Origin of the sequence: Opitutus sp. ER46 (assembly GCF_003054705.1) — a bacterium.
Lineage (GTDB): Bacteria > Verrucomicrobiota > Verrucomicrobiia > Opitutales > Opitutaceae > ER46.
This window is the reverse complement of record NZ_QAYX01000017.1, coordinates 119203-138168: the sequence shown is the minus strand read 5'-3', so window position 1 is coordinate 138168 and position 18966 is coordinate 119203. Positions and strand designations below refer to the sequence as shown.

Below are 18966 nucleotides of genomic sequence, written 5' to 3'. Positions count from 1 at the left end.
CAGGAGAGGTGCTTTGTCGGACACGCCATGACGCCAATCACGCGGGCAAGTGCACTCAAGCCATTTGTGAGCCCCTTGCGACCTGGGGTCACCCGCGTGCGTCATATGTGGCGGCCCGCCGGACTGCGCGCGCTTTTGTGCCGATCGATCAAGTAAACGAGTCGCAACACCGCACAGGACGGCGTCCCGCCCGGCAGTTGACAACAACTGGCCGCAACTTCAAAGACACCAAGCAGCGTCGTATGCCCAACCCTCCTCCTGCCCGCATTGAGGCAAAGCCGCTCATCGTGATCGTCGAGGACGAAGCCGAGCTCGCATCGCTTGTCGCGCTCCACCTCGAACGAGAGGGCATGCACACCCAGATCTGCAATCGCGCGGTCCACGCCCTGAATTTCCTCCGGCGCAATTTTGCGAACTTGGTATTGCTGGACATCAACCTTCCCGACCAATCGGGCTTCTCGCTGCTGGAGGAACTGAAGGCGGCCGACGTGACCGTCCCGATCATTTTTCTGACCGGCAATGTCGAGGAGACGATGAAGGTCCGCGGCCTCGAGAGTGGCGGCGACGACTACATCACGAAGCCGTTCAGCTACGCCGAACTGACGGCCCGGATCCGCGCCGTGCTGCGCCGGACCGAGGCCAAGGCGGATCTCAACGTCACGAAGAACGTCCGGCTGACCGACGAGCCCTTTGATTTCTGCGGCGCGCACGTCACGCCCGAGCGGCTCGAGATCAGCTTCCCCGACGGCGCGACCCAGAAGCTGGGCCGCAAGGAACTCGGCATCCTCGCCTACCTTAATTCTCATCCCGGCCAGGTGATCACGCGCAAGGCGTTGATCCATTCCGTGTGGGGCATCCACGCCGACGTGCGCAGCCGCTCGCTTGACCAATACGTGGTCAAGGTGCGCGACTTGTTCAGCGCGCACGGTCTCAATCTGGACGCGTTCCGAACGGTCCACGGGATCGGTTACATTTTCGACCCGTCCGGCGTCTCGACCGAGGGCCGCTCGTAGCGCGAACGGGCGCGGCCTGCGCCGGCCCGACACGCGCCGGATCAGAACAACTCCCCCTGCTCCGCCTTTTGCGCCGCGGGCCGCGGTGCGGGAGCGAGCCCGGCCACGGAGGCGGTGGGCGATGACGCAGCAGCATGCGCCCCGCCGATTCCCGGCACCGGCATCGAAGCGACGGCCCCGCCCGCGTACCGACGGCGTGCCTCCACGCCGGTGGAGCGCATCTCATACTCGTCCATCAAGCGGAAGAGCTCGGGCGGATTGGGCGTGCGCCACTCGGGGGCGACGCGCGGCAGGGCCAGGTTGAGGGTGGTGAGCCGCAGGTTGAGCCGCAGCCGCTCGGCGTTGGTCGCGACCGCCTCGCGGAACCGCTCGGGCTTGAGTTCGCCTGCTTTCGCGACGACGCACTCCACGCTGCCGCCGCATTCGGCCAGCCACTTGGCGGCAGTCTTCGGGCCGACCCCGTCGAGGCCCGGGATATTGTCGGAGGTGTCGCCCACCAACGCCAGGTAGTGCGCGATCTGCGCGGGCGGCACGCCAAACTTTTCCTGCACGCCGGCCGCATCGAGCAGGCGCCAGCCGAGCTTCGGATTGGCGGACGGCGGCGGCAGCATGATCCGGATGCGGTCATCGACGATCTGGGCAAAATCCTTGTCGCTGCTGACGATCACGACGTCGTGCCCGTCGCGCGCGAGGGCGACGGCCTCCGATGCGAGCAGATCGTCGCTCTCGACGCCCTGTTGCTCGATGCCGGCGAGGCCCATGGCGCGGGTCAACGCCTTGATCGGGTCGATCTGCTGCCGCAGGGCATCGGGCATCGGCTTGCGTTGCGCCTTGTACGCCGCGTGAAGCGCCACCCGGTCCTCCGATTCACCGAGGTCGAAGAACACGAGCGTCGCATGGGGATGCTCCTGGTCGATGAGCTTCCACAGCGACTTCACCCAGCCGTGCAGGGCCCCGGTGGGAAAGCCGCGGGACGAAGTGAGCTCCGGCAGCGCGTGGAAGCAGCGGTAGGCGAGGTTGAACCCGTCGACGAGGAGCCATTTGGACATGAGCGGAAGTGAACGGGCGGATGCCGAAGTAACAAGGCACAATCCGCCGCGCGCCGTGGGCGGAGCGACTTGGGTCTTGTTACTTGGCAGTCCGGGCTTTGAGGTGTCGGCGTGAGTTCCGGTTTATCGTACAAGATCGCAGTCCTGGTCTTCCTGCAGAACGAGGCGGGCGAGCATTTGCTCCTGCTCCGCGCCAAGCCGCCGAATTACGGGATCTGGAGCCCGATTGGCGGAAAGCTGGAAATGCACCTGGGCGAGTCGCCGTTCGAGTGCGCCGTGCGCGAGACGTTCGAGGAGACCGGATTCGTCATCAAGTCGGACGACCTGCACCTCTTCGCCGCGATCGCGGAGAAGGCGTACGAAGGGCAGTCCCACTGGCTGATCTTCCTGTTCAACTGCAAGAAAGTCCTGCCGCAGCTCCCGCCCGACATGCACGAGGGGAAGTTTGGCTTCTTCTCCCGGGCGACGATCGACACCTTGCCGATCCCGGACACCGATCGCAGCGCGCTCTGGCCAATCTACGACAAGTACCGCGACCGCTTCGTGATGCTGAAGGCCAACTGCGCCCCGGGTCAGCCGGTCAAAGTCGAGATCGAGCAGATCACGTAGGGGCCGCCGGCGGACGCAGCCGCATCCGGCACTCTGCTGGGTGGCGGCCACGGCGCACGACCGCCCCAGTCGAAGTATCCGGACATTATTCCGCGGAGTATCTGGACATTATTCCAAGTGCCTGGCTGACGGAGAATTATAATTGCACTCTCCTTACCTATGACTCCTTACCTGGGCTCCTTGCCAGCGGCAGCCAAGATGTGGAAGTTCGCCATGGAGATGCCGCTGAGCATCGCGCCGACGATCCCGAGGAAGCCCTGGTCGGTGCCGCAAAGGTAGACGTTCGGGAGGGAGGTGCGGCCTTGCCGACGTTTGTGCGGTGACCCGTAAATCGCGCCGGCGATGTGGCCTGTGAAGCGGGCGACCGTGCGCGGCGTGAACATGTCGGTGGCCACGGTGGCCGTGGCGAGCGTCGCATCGTCCACGGCCGGCAGAAAACGCCGACCGCTGTTCTGGACGGCGGTAAACCAGCGCGCCTTTGCGGCGCGGTAATCGGCCTCGGGCAGGTGCGCCCAGCGGGCGAAATTGGCGAGGCACGTCACCCGGAGCATGCCTTCCGGCAGCACGCGGCCGGCCCCGAATTGGAAATTGTTCGGAATGCAGACGACGCCGCTTCGAACGTCGACCGCCTCGGACGGGCGCGCGTACTCGAAGCGCATCGAGTCGTTGAAGAACACGATCGTGTCGTCCCCCCACCCGAGCGCCTCAGGCTGCGTGTTCAGCACCGTCATCGTCTCCACGTAGGAGAGGCGCGGCAGCTCCGCGGCCGACGCCGGCGCGGTGCCGTCAGTGGTCGCTTGCAGGTCCGACGGGCGCGCACCAACCGGCCCGACGATCAACGCCTCGGTTTCATCCGCGCCGATCGAGGAGATGACCTCGTGGGCGAGGATCTCTTCACCGGAATCCAGCACGACGCCGATAGCGCGGCCGTCGCGCACGAGGATGCGTTGCACGCCGCACTTCATTCGCCGCTCCCCACCGGCCGCGCGGTACTTGTCCAGCAGCACCCGCAGGATCAGCCGCACGCCTTCGTACGGACGCGCGAAGCCCTCGACAAAGACCGCCTTGAACATGATCGCGAACTGCCCGAGCTCCATGTCCCGCTCCACCGCGCTGCCGTAGTACATAAGCGGGCAGAACAACATATCCTCGAGCACCGGATCGGTGATGAAGCGGCGCACTTCCGCCCGGGCTGACGTCGGCTCCGCATCGAGCGCGGTGTCGTCCAGGCTCCGCAGGCGTGCGACGAGCGCGCGAAATCCATCGATCTGCCGGGGAAACTTCGCGGCCAGCTGCGCCTCCAACACGCTGAAATCGTTGGTAAACTCGAGTGACAGTTCGCCCTGGGGTCCAAATGCGACCCGCGAGCGCTTCTGTTCGCAGAGGGCAAACTCGTCGCGATCGATGCGCAGTTGCCGGAGCAGCTTGGTCAGCGGCGTTCCCTTCACGCCGGGGGCGACGTAATTCGTCATCGCGTGCAGGCCGACGTCGAATTTCCGGCCGGCGATCGCGTAAAACCCGTTCAGTCCGCCGACGGCGTTGTGGCGTTCGAAAATACAGACCTTCTTGCCGAAGTGCGCCAGGCGGATGCCCGCGGCCAGTCCGGACATGCCGGCGCCGATGATGACGACATCGTACTGGGAGGCGGAATTCATGGCGTGTTGGAGCGGGCGACCTGCGGCGATCGAATGGGGCCCGCGGCGCACGACGAGCAAATTCACCGGCCAGCAAAAAGCCGGACCCGAGCGGGTCCGGCGGCAAAGTGGTCGGCGGGGAGCAACCCGCGGCGGTCCTTATTTCTTCGCTGCGATCGCGTTGAACTTCGGGGTCAGGTACTCGGCGCTGCTGTCGAGCGAGGCGAGCTGGATGTACTCCTTCTCGGGCACCTCGATGCCGTACCGTTTCCGGAGCTCCATCACGATATCCAAGAAGTCCATGCTATCGAGCTGGAGCTGGTCGCGCAGGCGCACGTCGGGCTTCACATTGCTCAGATCTTCGTCGGGCGCGATGTCCGCGATGATGTCCAGCACCACCTTCTTGCATTCGTCTTTTGTCATGGTCAGCGAGGGCGAGGATTAGGCGACAAACCGCTTAACAATCAACGTGGAATTTATCCCGAGCATCCCGAACGAGTTGTTCAGGATCGTATCCACCGTGGCGACGGTCCGCGGCTGATTCAGGACCAGCCCCGGCAGCGCGCATTTCGGGTCGAGATTGTCCACGTTGATCGTCGGGTGAACGACCTTGTCATTGAACGACGGCAGGTTGCCCGCGAGCTCCAGCGCACCGGCGGCGCCCATCGCGTGGCCGATGAAGCTCTTCGTGTTGTTCACGAAGGTGTCGGGGCAGGTGTCGCCAAACACGGTGCGAATCCCTTCCGTCTCCTGGATGTCACCCATCGGCGTCGCCGTGGCATGCGTGTTGACGATGTGGATATCCTGCGGGGTGAGCCCGGCGCGCTTGATGGCCGCGCGGATGCACTCGGTCTGGCGGACGGGATTCGGCAGCACGTAGTCGCTGGCGTCGCTGTTGACGTGGTAGCCCGAGATCTCGCCGTAGATCTTGGCGCCGCGCGCCACCGCATCCTCCAGCCGTTCGAGCGTGTAGAGGCAGCCGCCTTCGGAGATGACGATACCGTTGCGCGCGAGGTCGAAGGGCCGCGAGGCCTTGTGCGGATCCTCATGGGTCGCGAGCGCGTTCTGGGACTTGAAGCCCGCGAAGATGCCGAAGGTGTGAATGCTCTCGCTGACACCGCCGCAAATGGCGAAGTCGACTTCGCCCAGCCGCAGCATCTGGGTCGCGTGGATGAGGCCGAGGTTACCGGCGGCACACGCGGCGCCGATGGTGTATGCCGGCCCCGTCACGCCGAGGTTCAGTGAAGCCTCGCCCGCCGGGTTGTTGGCGACAGTGCGAGGGTTGTGGTAGTGCGACCAGAACTTGGTGTCGTAGTTGAACTTGGAGACGTTGTAGATCTCGTTCTCGGTCTCGACGTTACCGTGCTCCGTGCAGCCAATGTAGATGCCAACGCGGTCCTTGGGCACGGTCTCGAAGTTCACCCCGCTGTCGGCCAACGCTTCCCGCGCGCAGTAGATCGAGATGCTGCCCGCCCGCGTACCCACCCGCAGCTCCTTCTTTTTCTGATACTTAAGCGGGTCGTAATGGCAGACGCCCGCCAGCTGGGTCCCCATGTAGCGCACGTCGATCCGTTCGATGCCGGCGCGCCCGGCGAGGAGATTCTGCCGGAATTCCGGCAGGTTGTTTCCGTTCGGGGCGGTCAATCCGACGCCCGTGATGACAATGCGCGCTGGCTTCATGCTGGGTGAAGGGCAACTCGGTATCGGAGTGGGCCCCGAATGCAACCCTCGGCTATTTCCTGCGGCGAGAGGGCCGAAGGAGCGTGGTTTGCCTCGGCAAATCCGCGAGCCGCGCAGCGCGGAAAACGGGACGTCCGGCCACCCCCGCCGACACGATTCGGCCTTGCGAGTGCCGCCGTCCCCTTGTCCCTTAGTCCCTCACTCCCTCAATTCCTCAATCCTTTCCTATGAACGTCCTTGTTGTTGGAGGTGCCGGGTACATCGGCAGTCACTGCGTCCGCCAACTTGTCGCTGCCGGGCATCATCCGGTCGTGCTCGACAACTTCGTCTACGGCCATCGCGGCGCCGTCGCCCCCGGCATCAAGGTCCATGAGGGCAATCTCGGCGACGAGGCGTTCGTCAGCCGCGTTCTCCGCGAGGAGAAGATCGAGGTGGTGATGCACTTCGCGGCCTACTGCTACGTCGGCGAATCCGTGACCGACCCGCTGAAATACTACTTCAACAACTCGGTCGCGACCTTGCACCTGCTCAAGGCGATGCTCGAGACCGGCGTGAAGAAGTTCGTGTTCTCCTCGACGTGCGCGACCTTCGGCATTCCGGCGACGCTCCCGATTCACGAGAACTTGCCGCAGGCCCCCATCAATCCTTACGGCCAGACCAAGCTCGACATCGAAAACGCGCTCAAGGCCCTGGCTCACGCCAACGGTCTCAGCTTCGCCGCCTTCCGCTACTTCAATGCGGCGGGCGCGTCCGAGGACGGCCTGATCGGCGAGGACCACAGCCCGGAGACACACCTGATCCCGGTGACGATCGACGTCGCCGTCGGCAAGCGCCCGTACCTGGAGTTGTTCGGCACCGACTATCCGACGCCCGACGGCACCTGCCTGCGGGACTACGTGCATGTCGATGACCTGAGTCGCGCGCACATCGCGGTGTTCGACAAGCTGGGCAAGCCTGGCACGCAACTGTTCTACAATCTCGGCACGGGCCGCCCCACCTCCAACCGCGAGGTCATCCGGGCCGTCGAGAAGATCACGGGCAGGAAGGTGACGGTGAAGGAGAGCCCCCGTCGGGCCGGCGATCCCCCGGCGCTCTACGCCGACTCCACGAAGGCCCAGAAGGAGCTCGGCTGGCAGGTGAAGTTCCCGACGATCGAGAGCATCGTCGAGACGGCGTGGAAGTGGCACTCCACCAAGCCGAACGGTTACGGCGATCGCAAGTAACGCCGCTGAGAACTGCACATCCGAGATAACTCGCCAAATCTGGCTAGTTACGGTCGATAACTCGCCAGATTTGGCGAGTTATCTCCGCCGCTTGCGACCTGCATGAAAAAGGGGCACCCGCAACGGTGCCCCCTTTTTTCGGTCTCGAACCAGCTCAGCCCTTCGAGCCGTACTTCACCGAGCAGCCGTAGGGCTTGGTGTTGGTGTCCTTGATCGGCTGGCCGGCCTTGATCGCGGCCAGCGCTTCGCGGACATAGTTCGTTGCCCGGGCAATATCGTCCTTCTTCGCCGTCGGGATGCTGTCGATGCCGCCTTGGTACACGAGGTTGCCGGAGGCATCGATGATGAACAGGTGCGGCGTGGTCTTCGCCGCGAACAGGTGCCCGACCTTGCCCTCGGGATCCCGCAGGTAGTGGGCCGGGGCCGCATGGTGCTTCTTCAGGTAGTCCTTGAGCGCGTCCGCGCTGTAGTCGGCTCCCTGCAGGCCGGGCGCCCCAGAGTTGATGATCAGCCAGACGACGCCATCGGCCGCGGCGGCCTGCTGCAGCTTCGGGATGTTCTCGCTCTCGTAATGTTTCTTCACGAGCGGGCAGTCCGGGTTGTGCCACTCGAGCACGACCACCTTGCCGCGGTACGCGGAGAGGGACTGCGGCTGGCCGTCGATATCGGTGAGCGTGAAGTCCGGGGCAGGCTGACCAACCTCCACTCCCGCGCGTGCCGGGGTGAAGGCGAGCATGGCCGAGGCGGCCAGCGTGAGAACAAGCGATTTGATGTGGGTCTTCATGGTGAGCAGAGGCACGACGAATGGAATGGGAGCGGGTTGCGCGCCGGGAGGCCGGAAGTGATCACCCAGGCGGCGCGCGAATGAAGCCGGAGCACGCCGAATTTCAATTCGCCGCGCTTCCGAGTCCGCCGTGCTTCGATGTGCCCGACGCCAGGGGCCGCCGCCGTGTCGGCGAGGCGAGCGGTCCCCTGCTGGCCCAGATTGCATTTGCGGCAGTCTCCTGCGGCCCCGTACCCTCGCCCGGTGCTGGGCTGGCTCGCCGACTCCTTCCGATTCGCGTGGGCCCTGCTGTACTGGAACACACGCAAGTCCTGGTTTCGGTTACGGCGGGGGCGTTCGCCATGCCCATGTCAGTCGTTAAGCGACTCCGGCCGGGCGATGGACACGCGTTGCGATGCCTGCCTGGGCTGGCACCAGCCCGCCCGTTTCCGTCGCGTCTGTCCGTTGCTCGTGTCCACGCCCGATGGGCTGCGCTGCTCCGTCAACACATCCGACGTGCGTCCCTTCTGGGGCCTCGCCGGGATTTACGTGGGAGGCGCACTGCTGGCCGTCTATCTCGCGGCGGTGCTCGCGGTCTTTGCCCTGCTGCGGGGCGTCGGGTATCCGGTGAGCATCGTGCACATTGGGCTTCCGCCCATGTGGCACCGGGTCGGTGAGGCACGCGGCTGGTTCTTTCTGAATCGTTCGCAACAGGCATTCGCGGCGGGGCGGACGAACGAGGGCATGCTGTACCTGACGAATGCGTACGAGTTCGACCCCAGGAACTACCGGGCCGGGCTCGCTCTGGCGCAGCACACCCAGCTGCCCAACCCGCCGCGGTCCGACCAGATTTTCCAGCGCCTGCTCAACGACCATCCCGCGGAACGCGAAGCGACGGCGCAGCAGTGGTATCGCGCCTTGCTCGCCCGCGGTGATTTCGAACGCATCAGCGAGCTGGCCACCAGCCGCGTCCTCGCCGACAGCCCTTCCGCCAACGTCTGGATGCGCGCGCTCGTGTTCGCCTCCCGACACGGCGGCAGCGAAGCCCACCTGAATGCGATTGTCTCCAGCCCGCTGCCCACCGCCCGACGCTGGCAGCCACTCGTCCAGACGGAATTGCTCGCACGTGCCCAACGCCTGGCGGACGTCAGGACCGCCGTTACGCGCCCCTGGGCACCCGACGCCCCACCCTACACGATTCTCTACCGGGTCGAGATGCTCGTGCGCCTGGGCGATCCCACCGCCGCGATGAACCTGCTTCTCGCGCAGCGACCGCGGCTGGACGACGAGGCCTTCTTCACCCTGCGTCTGCACTGCCTGGCCAGTGCGGGCGCCTACGACACGCTCCGGACCGAATTCGACACCGTTCTCCTCCGGCCGCCGCTGACGCAGCCGATCCTCAAGATCATGTGTGCGCAACTGATCCGTCATCCGGATCGCATCCTGTTCGACAAGGTACTGGCGAAGGTCGAGGCCGCCGGCATGCCCTTCAACGATTCGACCGCCGGCGGCTGGTTCTCCCTCCTCTGCACCGCCGGTGTTGCCGGAGACGAAGCCCAGTTGCGGGCGCTCGCATCCCGCATCGGCAACCTCGCGCCCGCGCCCTTTGCCGCGCTACCGATGATCGAGAGCTTTTTCCGTGGCCGCATGGCGGAGCGACGGGCGACCGCCTTTCTGCCCCTGCTGCCGATGCCGATCGAGGTTACCTATGCCATGATCGACCGCTTTCCGGGCAGCCGGCTGACCGACACCGCCGCGGATGCGGGCAGATAGGCACGGGCAACCGCCCCGCCGTTCGCCACCAAATTCTTTACCGCCTTGCGCGACGGCAGCGCTTGGGTTGCCATGCCCGGCCATGCCACTTCGCGTCACCAAGGCCGAAATGAAGATCCTGTCCGCCCTCGCCGTCCTGGTTGTCCTGGGTCTCATCGGCATGGCCGTGCTCTGAATCGTATGAACGAGGTCTCCTCTTCCATCCGGGCGCCGGTCTTTCGCCTTTCCGTGCTTCTGCCCTGGTTCTTCACCGTTGTTTTCGCCGCGGCCGCGCTCGTCGTCGGATTTCGATACGAGACGGCGCAGGCGGAATACGCGCTTCTGGAGCAGACGCACACCCTGACGGAACTCGAGTTGAAGCGCCTGCGGGCGCAGCTGGAGGCCGAACGCATCCTGGCGGCGAAGCTCGCGGCCGACTACGACGTGCTCAAAGCCGCGGCCAAGCCGACTCCGGCGACTGTTCCGTAGCGGGAGCAGGCCTGGGATGGCGTAAGACGGCCTCTTACTTGAAACTTGTCATGGGAAAACCGGCTGAGGAGTCTCGGCCGGTATGATTATCAAACCGAAGGTTCGCGGCTTCGTCTGTGTCACCGCCCACCCCGAAGGTTGCGCCGCACATATTCAGGAATGGATCGATTATGTGAAGGCGCAGGCGCCGATCTCGCAGGGCCCCAAGAAGGTCCTCGTGATCGGGGCCTCCACCGGGTACGGCCTGGCCTCCCGCATCGCCGCCGCCTTTGGCTCGAATGCCGCGACGCTGGGCGTGTTCTTCGAACGCCCCTCCGACGAGGGGCGCCCCGCGACCGCGGGATGGTATAACACGATCGCCTTCACGGCGGCCGCCCGGGCCGCCGGGCTTTACGCGAAGAATCTCAACGGCGACGCGTTCTCCGATGAGATCAAGCAGAAGGTCATCGAGCTCATCAAAGCGGACCTCGGCCAGGTTGACCTGGTCGTCTACTCGCTCGCTTCTCCCCGGCGCACGCACCCCAAGACGGGAGCCACCCACAAGTCCGTGCTGAAGCCGGTTGAAGCCCCGTACACGAACAAGACCGTGGATACGGATAAGGGCGTGGTCAGCCAGGTCACGATCGAGCCCGCCTCCGAACAGGAGGTCCAGGACACGATCGCCGTCATGGGCGGCGAGGACTGGGAGCTTTGGATGAACGCGCTCTCGGACGCGAAGCTCCTGGCGCCCGGCGCCCAGTCGGTCGCGTACTCGTACATCGGGCCGGAGGTGACCTGGGCAATCTACAAGAACGGCACCATCGGCCTCGCCAAGAACGATCTCGAGCGCGCCGCCCGCAACATCGACTCGCTCCTGAAGCTGAACGGCGGCGGTCGGGCGTTCATTTCGGTCAACAAGGCCCTGGTCACCCAGGCGAGTTCGGCGATCCCCGTCGTCCCGCTCTATATCTCGATTCTCTACAAGCTGATGAAGGCCGCCGGCACGCATGAGGGTTGCATCGAGCAGATGTACCGCCTCTTCGCGACCCACATGTACAACGGTCACACTCCGAAGTTCGATGAAGGTGGCCGCGTACGTATCGACGATCTTGAAATGCGCCCCGAAATCCAGAGCGCCGTCCAGGCCATCTGGCCGCGCGTGACGACGGAGAACCTCGCGACCGAGACCGACATTGCCGGCTACCGGACCGAGTTTCTGAAGCTCTTCGGATTCGGTCTTCCCGGCGTGGATTACGACGCGCGCACCGAGCCGCACCGGCCGATGCTTTGAGCGACAGGCCGAGTCCGCCGCGCCATCGACTCCACGCTGGGAGCGGTGGCGCGATCGGCACTCACGACCTGTGGAAAATTCCCCATGCGTTTGGTCCTGCAGCGTGTCGCCTCTGCGCGTGTGTCCGTGGAAGGCGTGATCACCGGCGAGATCGGTGCCGGCCTGCTCCTCCTGCTGGGCGTCGCACCGCACGACACCGACGAGGATGCGCGATGGCTCGCCGAGAAAGTCACCGCGCTCAGGATCTTTGAGGACGCTGAGGGCAGGATGAATCGCTCCGTCGTGGACGTCGGAGGCGGGATCCTGGTCGTCAGCCAGTTCACCTTGTTCGCCAGCACGCGCAAAGGCACACGTCCCTCTTTCAACGACGCTGCCCGGCCTGACGTAGCCATCCCGCTCTATGAGCGCTTCGTCAGGCTCGCCAGTGAGGCGCTCGGACGTCCCGTCGCCACCGGCAGATTCGGCGCGATGATGTCAGTGCAACTCGTCAACGACGGCCCCGTGACGCTCGTCATCGACTCCAAGGCGCGCGAATAGCGCGGCGCTTGTCAGCCCCGCCGCGCCGCCAACCTGCTGCCCTTCTCCCCTTTTCCGGCCGCGGTTGGCAGTTGCGCTGCAACTAATTGGGATAGGGGCCCGGCGTCTGCGCGCTCATTGGGGATTTTTCCCCAACGGCAAGAATTGCCGAGCACGCATTTTCATCCCAATCTACTATACATCTGCTATTTACAACACTCTTTTCTCTTGGCATGCGAAATGCAATATCCGGGCGACTACACCTGTAAAACCCTTACCAAGAAAACCGTACCGATGAGATTCCTCAAAACAGTGATTCAGCTGTTGGTCGCCGGAGCTTTCGCGGTGACGGAGGCGGTCCTCTACTTCGGAGAACTACCGATCGCCCGTCGCTGGCATCGCAAACATTCCTAGGCCTTCGCGGCCACGTCATTTTCTAGACTGACGAGCCAACTCGCCCCTGCCGAGTTGGATTGGCTTTCAATAGAATGCAGCAGCCGGGTACAGCCCGCCCCTGTCGGGTTGTACCCGGCTTTTGTTTGAAATCATTCTGGCGACTAGCGGACGGCAGGATTTCGATTGTCGCGTATGGGCAGACGTGAATCCCAGTTCGCCCACTTCTTTGATTCGTTTCGACGGATCATCCGACCCTGCCTCCACGGCGGAGGCTTCTTCCTGCGCGATGCCTGACGAGCCGGAAACTCCGCGCGATTTTGGAGCCTTCTATCGCGCCACGCTTTCCCCGCTCCGCCGCTATCTGGCGCGCCTGCTGGGCAATCCGTCGGAGGCACAGGACATCGCGCATGACGCCTACCTCCGCGTCTATCCCACCGTGCAGCGGCAGGAAGCCAATCGCCCCGAAGCTCTCCTCTATGTCACCGCCCGTCGCCTGGCCATCAATCGGCTGAAGCGACGCAGCATCTCCCCAATTACCCCGGAAGGCGTCAGTCTGGAGACGACCGCTGCGCCGCATCCCGACGTCGCGCGCCAAGTGATGGCCCGTCAGGAACTGCAGTTGCTGCAGCAGGCGATCGCGCAGCTGCCGTCGGGCTGCCGCAACGTGCTCCTGCTTCGCAAAGTCGAACTTCTCTCCCACCGCGAAATTGCCGAGCGACTCGGCATCGCCGTGAGCACGGTTGAAAAGCAACACGCGCGCGCCCTCCGGCTGCTCAAGGCGGCGCTGCCCGCGGAATCCAGACTCGCGCCCGCCGACACATCGGTGCCGCGGTCCGGCAAACCATCCCAGGAGGCAACGTCATGAGCCTCTCCCATTCTACCAACCGCAACGCTGACGACCAAGCTGCTCGCTGGGCCGCCAAGCTCGACGGCGGCCCATTGTCCGCCACGGAACGCAACGAACTCGACGCCTGGCTGGCGCAACATCCCGATCACCGCATCCTACTCTCCGAGTATTGCCAGTTCTCCACCGATCTCGAAGCGCAGCTTCCCCTCCTCGTCGCCTCGGGGCAGGTCGCCATGCCCGAGACGGTTCATCCCCGGCGTATCGGCCGGCGTGTTCTCTGGTTTGCCGGTGCCCTCACCGCGGCCGCGGCGGCCCTCACCGTCGTCGTGTGGAGCGGACGCCCAGCGGTCCAGACGGATGCGATCGCGACTTCGTTTGCCGAGCGCAAGACCCTGCGCCTGGCGGATGGCACCGCGGTTGAAGTCAATGCCCGCACCAGCCTCCTGGTGAACCTCGACCGCACGGAACGCCGTGTCCGCATGGCCGACGGACAGGCGTTCTTCACCGTCGCGAAAGACCCCTCCCGTCCCTTCATTGTCGAAACGCCGGCCGGCTCAGTCCGCGTAACCGGCACCGTCTTCGACGTCCACGCCGAGAACGAGGCGGAACTCGAGGTCACTATCGTCGAGGGCTCCGTCCAGGTGCGGCCAAGCTCCAGCAACGCCCGCCCCACACCGGCTCCGGTTTCGCTCATCGGTGGCCAGCAGCTCATTGCCGCACCGGATTCGGTTTCGTGCCGTTCTCTCGCCGCCTCCGAAATCGAGGACGCGCTGGCGTGGCGGCATGGCGAAATCGTGTTCACCGGCGCCACCCTCGATCGCGCGCTCGCCCGGTTCAGTCGATTCCACGGCCGGAACATTTCGGCCGCTCCCGAGATTGCCTCACTCCGCGTCGGCGGTCGCTTCCGACTCGCCGACCTCGACGGCTTCCTGAACGCGATCGAGGCGTTTCTTCCCGTGCAGGTTTCGCGCGATTCGAGCGGCGCGATCGCCGTACGGTCCCGCCCCAGCCGCTAGCCCGCCCGTGCGCGCATTTACCCCAACCGCAGCAGAACCGTCGGCCGATGGCGCCGCCTGCGATCGCCGACGGCGGCACATGACCACGCCATGCGGCGGGCGAACGCCGCGCGCACGCCTCCTGGCGTTGGCCCTCGTGCTCCTCGGGATACTCGCGTTGCCGAGTCTTTCTCGCGGCGCCCCGGTCGAGTTCAACATCCCGGCTCAGTCGGCCGATCGAGGACTCCTCGCCTTCGCCAAACAGGCCAAAGTCGAGATCCTTTTCTCTTATGAGGACTTGCGCCGTGTCCAGTGCCAGGCCGTCGTCGGACGTTTCGAGCCGCGGGAGGCCCTTGAACGACTCCTGCGCGGCACGGGGTTCACCGCCCGCCAGGCCGCTGAGAACCGATGGATCATCACCGGCGCCGCGCCGCCAAGCGGCACCATCCAAGGCACAATTCGCGCGCCGGACGGATCCTCCGCCCGGCGCGTTCGCGTCCTGCTCCCGGCACTCCAGCGCACGCTGGAAACGGACGCGCACGGCAATTTCGCCCTGCCCGACGTGCCTCCGGGCGCACACACGCTCGCAGCGACGGCTCCGGGCTGTCGCCCGCTCCAGATCATCGACATTCCCGTCGTGGCGGGCCGCGTGACCCAGTTGGAGCCCCAGGTCCTTCTGCCCACCGAAGATCCCACGCAGCTCGAACCGTTTGTCGTCCGTGGCCGAGCCTCCCACCTCTCGCCGCTCGATCACAGCGACGCCCTGTACGAACCGCGTCGCGCCGGCGGCAACCTCGACCTGCCCCGCACCGAGAGCGGGCCCCTCCCGTACATGATCTTCAACCGCACCCAGATCGCGCGGAGCGGCGTCGTCAGTCTCAACGAGTTCATCCAGCGCGAGCTCATCGACAGCAACGCCGATGCCCTTCCGCCGGAGCAGAACGGTAGCGCCGAGAGCGTGCTCGTCGGGAGCAGCAACGTCAGCATGCGCGGCTTCAAGGAGGAGGAGACCGTCATCCTCGTGAATGGCCGCCGCCTGCCCGAGGTCCTGATCAGCGGTGAGATCAACGGCCAGCGGAATGATATCCAGCCGCCCGACGTCAGCTTTATCCCCCTCAGTCTGGTCCAGCGCGTCGAGGTGCTGCCCGTCGCGGCCGCGGCACTCTACAGCGGCAACGCCGTCAGCGGGGTGATCAATATCGTGCTCCGGCCTGATGTGGACGCCGATGCCACCGAGGTCACGTCAACCTATACAAACACCCTCGGCGGGTACGACGCCGCGCAGGCCTCCCTCTCGCTGCTCCACGCCCACTCCTTGCTCGGTGGGCGTCTCCGCGTGCGGCTCAATGCCACCTTCACCAAGGCCAGTCCCCCCACCGAGACCGAGCTGGGATTCCGGCAGGCCCGGGTACGCGTCGTGCCGGAGCAGGATGCCGCCGTCTTCGGCGCGACGCCGAACGTCCGAACCATCCGCCCCGTCTCCGCCTTGCCGAAGTCGCTTCTCCCGCCGCTCTTCCCCGCGGGCAACGCGAGCGTCAGTTCGGTCGCGCCCGGCGCCGACGGCTCCGGGGGGCTGGCCGCCTTTCAAGGGCGCGAAGGCCGGCGCAATCTCGGCTTCTTTGACTCGCCCGGCAGCCTCTCGACCGGCTTGCAGAGCTTGGACTTTCCGTACGGCCGCGAGCAGCGTCGCTCCACCTATTTCGGATCCGTCGTGGGTGACGTCACGCCGTGGCTGCAGCTCTCGCTCGACGGCACCTATTCGCACCAGACCGTGCATCGCGGGTTCGATGTCATCGCTGCCGATCTGACGCTCCCGACCGCCTCCCCGCTCAACCCCTTTGGCCAGGAGGTGAAGGTGTCCCTGCTCGAGACCGCTCCACAGCTGGGTGAGAATTACAGCGAAGCCCGGCTCGAGTCGGCCGCCTTCGTCCTCGGCGCGCTCGTCAGCTTGCCCCGCGCCTGGCGGCTCGCCCTGGATGCGCAGTATTCGCGCGCACTCGTCCGCTACCGCGGGCTCTGGGGCGCCGACACCGAGCGCTGGCAGCGGTTGATCAATGAGGGACGCTACAATCCGCTCCGCGACACGCAGGTCTACGGCCCTCCGCCTGCATTCTACGACGAGGTCCTCGTTTATCGGAAGGGTCGCGGCAAGTTCGCCACCATGGGCGACTACTCCACGATCGATCTCGCCGCCCGGGCAATAAACGAGGCGCTGCCGCTCCCCACGGGCGCGGGCGTGCTCAACCTCGGCGCGGACTATCGCCAAAACCGCCTCGAGAAGTACAACGACGAGCGGCGCTACGCCGATGGCACCGAGTACGATACTCCGACTCGCTGGGATGCCCGTACGCTCACCCGCTACAGCCTGTTTGGCGAGGTCCAGGGGAACGTGGTCCGCCCGGAAGCGCTGCCCCGCTGGCTCGCCCGCATCGAGGGCGATGTGGCGGTGCGGTACGTAGCGGCAAACAGCTCCCGCGAGTCCAACGTCGCCCCGACCTTCGCCGCCAAGATCGCCTTTCCCGGCGGGCTGGCACTGCGCGGCAGCGTCACGACCTCCACCCGGTTTCCCACGCCACACATGAGTCGGCCGTTGATCGTGCCCGGGACCGGTGGTGGCGTGGCCCCCGTCAATCTCGAGGAGATCACCGATCCGCGCCGCAACAACCAGACCTACGCCGTGGCGGTAAATGAGATTCTCACGCCGGACCTGCAACCGGAGTCCACCGCCACGCAGGCCGCCGGGCTCCTCTACCAGGCGGGCAAGGCGCATCGCATACGCGCGGCGATCGATTTCGTGGATACGCGCAAGGTGAACGAGATCGCGTTTATCGACCGCAATACGGCCGTGGCGCACGAAGCGCTGTGGCCCGACCTGATCCAGCGCGCCGCGCCGGGGCCCGGCGAAGCCCCCGGCACCGGGATAATCGAACGGATCACGACCACCCGCGCGAACCTCGCGGACCGCCACTCGCAACACTGGCTGAGCTCGGTCGATTATCGCTGGGACGCGTGCCTCGGCGGGCGGCTCGAGGCCTACGCCCGTCTCCTCGCCTTCACGCGCTACGACGTGCGCTCGCTGCCGACGGAGCCGATGGTCAACGAGCTGAGCCATCCGGACGGCCTCGTGCACCTGCTCAAGTACCGCTCGAATTTCGGCGCCGCGTGGTCGAACCAGAACTGGGGGTTTGGCCTCGATGGTCACTACTTTGCCTCCCGGCTGCTGCGCCAGGCTGAGTGGGAGGCGCAAGGCCACGACCGCATCCGCCCCTACTGGCAGTTCGACGCCTTTGTGCAGACGGAACTGGCGCGTTGGTTGCCGTGGAATCCGTCGCGTTACGGCCTGCGGCTGCAGGTCCGCGTCAACAACCTCCTCAACGATCCGTTTCCCAAGTACGCCAACGACTCCGTCGGCGCGGGCGTCCAGCCTTACGGCGACTGGCGCGGCCGCGTTTATTCTCTGTCGTTGACCGCATCATTCTGAAAGCCGATGGCGGGTCTCGGTTACCGGGTTGTCGTCCCATGCGTCACCATCCGTGCCATGCCCCCCCTTTCTGAAGTTGTCCCTGCTCCGCGCGAGCGCGCTCCGGCCGATCCCGAGCTCAGCGCCTTGCGCGACACGCTCAAGCGCTGCTCGCCCTCAACCATCGAGGCCGCCTGCCTCCTGCATCGCACCGGGGACATGACTCACCTCAAGCCCGTCCTGCTCGGCGTGGTCGAACGTTACGTCGAAAACGATCGGCGCGCCCGCGTCCGCACCGGCGACGATCAGCTCCGGCTGGTCGAAGATCTGGGCATCGATTCGCTGACGATGCTGGAGATCGTCGTCCTCACGGAAGAGGCCCTGCACATCTCCATCAGCAACGAAGAACTCACGCAGGTCCGCACGCTCGGCGACGTGCGCCGTTTCCTGGCCACGAAGGTTGAAACCGCACCGTGGCGGCTCGCTCGCGCGGGCTAGTTCCGTCCGCCGACGCTCAGGGAACGTCCATTGTCCTTCGCCCCCAGCTGGAGAATGAACGGAGCGGCGACTTTCGCCCACGCCTCTGCCTTGGGATAGGCTCCGGCCTCGTCGCCCCAGCAGGAGCGCAACATCTCCGTGTCGATCACGCCCGGGTTCAGCGGCACCGCGGCCATGCCCTCGGGCAGTTCCTCGGCGAGCGCCTTGGTCAGCCCCTCGATGCCCCACTTGGACATGCAGTACGGCGCGACCTTCGCGTCCACGCTGCGGCCCCAGCCCGAGCTGAGGTTCACAATCACGCCCTGGCGGCGCGCCACCATGGCGGGAACGAAATGTCGGATGACGTTCGCGACGCCCCGGAGATTGGCATCGACCAGCTTGGTGAACTCGCGGTCATCGATCTCCCAGAGGGGCGCGGGACGATTCATCACGGCCGCGTTGTTGATGAGCAGGTCAGGCGGATTGTCGTTCTCGAGCACCTTCGCCGCCCAGATCGCCACCTTGGTGTCGAGTGCCACGTCGACGACCGAAAAGTCATGCGGCGCCTGATACGCCATGCGCAGGTCAAACACCGCGTCACCGCTCCGGCCGCAGCCGATCACGGTGTGACCGCCGCGAATGAACTCCTCCGTGAGCGCGCGCCCCAGGCCGCGAGTAACGCCGGTGATGACGATCTTCATGCGTCAACTGGTAGCGCGCGCCCGCCCGACCGCCACCCGAAATTCGGCGGACGCGACTGGTCCGGCGCCGTCGTGGCTTCCGGGACGCAGTC

At 65.5% G+C, this 18966-nt stretch carries 17 protein-coding genes; 11 read left to right on the top strand and 6 right to left on the bottom strand.

What is annotated here, in order from left to right:
• The first annotated feature begins 242 nt into the window (after positions 1-242).
• Positions 243-1013 carry a response regulator transcription factor gene (locus DB354_RS02915; RefSeq protein WP_107833932.1) on the top strand — a complete coding sequence of 257 codons (771 nt, stop codon included), beginning with the start codon at positions 243-245 and terminating at the stop codon, positions 1011-1013.
• A gap of 41 nt (positions 1014-1054) precedes the next feature.
• Here DB354_RS02915 and DB354_RS02910 read toward each other — a convergent pair whose 3' ends face one another.
• Entirely contained in the window at positions 1055-2062 is a 1008-nt protein-coding gene (locus DB354_RS02910; RefSeq protein WP_107833931.1) for a 5'-3' exonuclease H3TH domain-containing protein, read from the bottom strand.
• Between the two features lie 111 nt (positions 2063-2173).
• On the opposite strand from DB354_RS02910, the gene DB354_RS02905 reads away from it, so the two are divergent.
• Positions 2174-2671 (top strand): NUDIX hydrolase, encoded by a 498-nt coding sequence (locus DB354_RS02905; protein WP_107833930.1) that lies wholly within the window; start codon positions 2174-2176, stop codon positions 2669-2671.
• 167 nt (positions 2672-2838) lie between these two features.
• On the opposite strand, the gene DB354_RS02900 is transcribed toward DB354_RS02905, so the two are convergent.
• From DB354_RS02900 to DB354_RS02890, 3 genes are all read right to left on the bottom strand, one after another.
• Entirely contained in the window at positions 2839-4326 is a 1488-nt protein-coding gene (locus DB354_RS02900) for an NAD(P)/FAD-dependent oxidoreductase (RefSeq protein ID WP_107834064.1), read from the bottom strand.
• Positions 4327-4464: 138 nt separating this feature from the next.
• Positions 4465-4728: a phosphopantetheine-binding protein gene (locus DB354_RS02895; protein WP_107833929.1), complete on the bottom strand. Its 264-nt coding sequence runs from the start codon at positions 4726-4728 to the stop codon at positions 4465-4467.
• 18 nt (positions 4729-4746) lie between these two features.
• Positions 4747-5985, bottom strand: coding sequence for a beta-ketoacyl-[acyl-carrier-protein] synthase family protein (locus DB354_RS02890; protein ID WP_107833928.1), 1239 nt, complete (start codon positions 5983-5985; stop codon positions 4747-4749).
• A gap of 227 nt (positions 5986-6212) precedes the next feature.
• On the opposite strand from DB354_RS02890, the gene galE reads away from it, so the two are divergent.
• Positions 6213-7208 carry a UDP-glucose 4-epimerase GalE gene (gene galE, locus DB354_RS02885; protein ID WP_107833927.1) on the top strand — a complete coding sequence of 332 codons (996 nt, stop codon included), beginning with the start codon at positions 6213-6215 and terminating at the stop codon, positions 7206-7208.
• A 154-nt stretch (positions 7209-7362) separates the two neighbouring features.
• On the opposite strand, the gene DB354_RS02880 is transcribed toward galE, so the two are convergent.
• Positions 7363-8007: a redoxin domain-containing protein gene (locus DB354_RS02880; protein WP_233256536.1), complete on the bottom strand. Its 645-nt coding sequence runs from the start codon at positions 8005-8007 to the stop codon at positions 7363-7365.
• A 363-nt stretch (positions 8008-8370) separates the two neighbouring features.
• Here DB354_RS02880 and DB354_RS02875 point away from each other — a divergent pair, with 363 nt between their 5' ends.
• The 8 genes from DB354_RS02875 to DB354_RS02840 all read left to right on the top strand — a co-directional run bounded on the left by DB354_RS02875 (position 8371) and on the right by DB354_RS02840 (position 18194).
• Complete coding sequence (locus tag DB354_RS02875; RefSeq protein WP_146180084.1) at positions 8371-9744, top strand: hypothetical protein; 1374 nt, start codon at positions 8371-8373, stop codon at positions 9742-9744.
• Between the two features lie 228 nt (positions 9745-9972).
• Positions 9973-10212: a hypothetical protein gene (locus tag DB354_RS02870; RefSeq protein WP_146180083.1), complete on the top strand. Its 240-nt coding sequence runs from the start codon at positions 9973-9975 to the stop codon at positions 10210-10212.
• A gap of 82 nt (positions 10213-10294) precedes the next feature.
• A complete protein-coding gene (gene fabV, locus DB354_RS02865; protein WP_107833923.1) occupies positions 10295-11482 on the top strand; it encodes an enoyl-ACP reductase FabV in 1188 nt (395 codons plus the stop codon).
• An 84-nt stretch (positions 11483-11566) separates the two neighbouring features.
• Positions 11567-12019 (top strand): D-aminoacyl-tRNA deacylase, encoded by a 453-nt coding sequence (gene dtd / locus DB354_RS02860; protein ID WP_107833922.1) that lies wholly within the window; start codon positions 11567-11569, stop codon positions 12017-12019.
• A gap of 514 nt (positions 12020-12533) precedes the next feature.
• Positions 12534-13259 (top strand): RNA polymerase sigma factor, encoded by a 726-nt coding sequence (locus tag DB354_RS02855; protein WP_146180082.1) that lies wholly within the window; start codon positions 12534-12536, stop codon positions 13257-13259.
• A complete protein-coding gene (locus DB354_RS02850) occupies positions 13256-14257 on the top strand; it encodes a FecR domain-containing protein (protein ID WP_107833920.1) in 1002 nt (333 codons plus the stop codon). The genes DB354_RS02855 and DB354_RS02850 overlap by 4 nt, the downstream gene beginning before the upstream one ends.
• A 79-nt stretch (positions 14258-14336) precedes the next feature.
• Entirely contained in the window at positions 14337-17717 is a 3381-nt protein-coding gene (locus DB354_RS02845) for a TonB-dependent receptor plug domain-containing protein (protein WP_107833919.1), read from the top strand.
• Between the two features lie 57 nt (positions 17718-17774).
• Entirely contained in the window at positions 17775-18194 is a 420-nt protein-coding gene (locus tag DB354_RS02840; protein WP_158277335.1) for an acyl carrier protein, read from the top strand.
• Here the strand turns inward: DB354_RS02840 and DB354_RS02835 are convergent.
• Positions 18191-18874, bottom strand: a complete 684-nt coding sequence (locus DB354_RS02835; RefSeq protein WP_107833917.1) for an SDR family oxidoreductase — start codon at positions 18872-18874, stop codon at positions 18191-18193. The two genes, DB354_RS02840 and DB354_RS02835, sit on opposite strands and share 4 nt — an antisense overlap.
• Positions 18875-18966 lie beyond the last annotated feature (92 nt).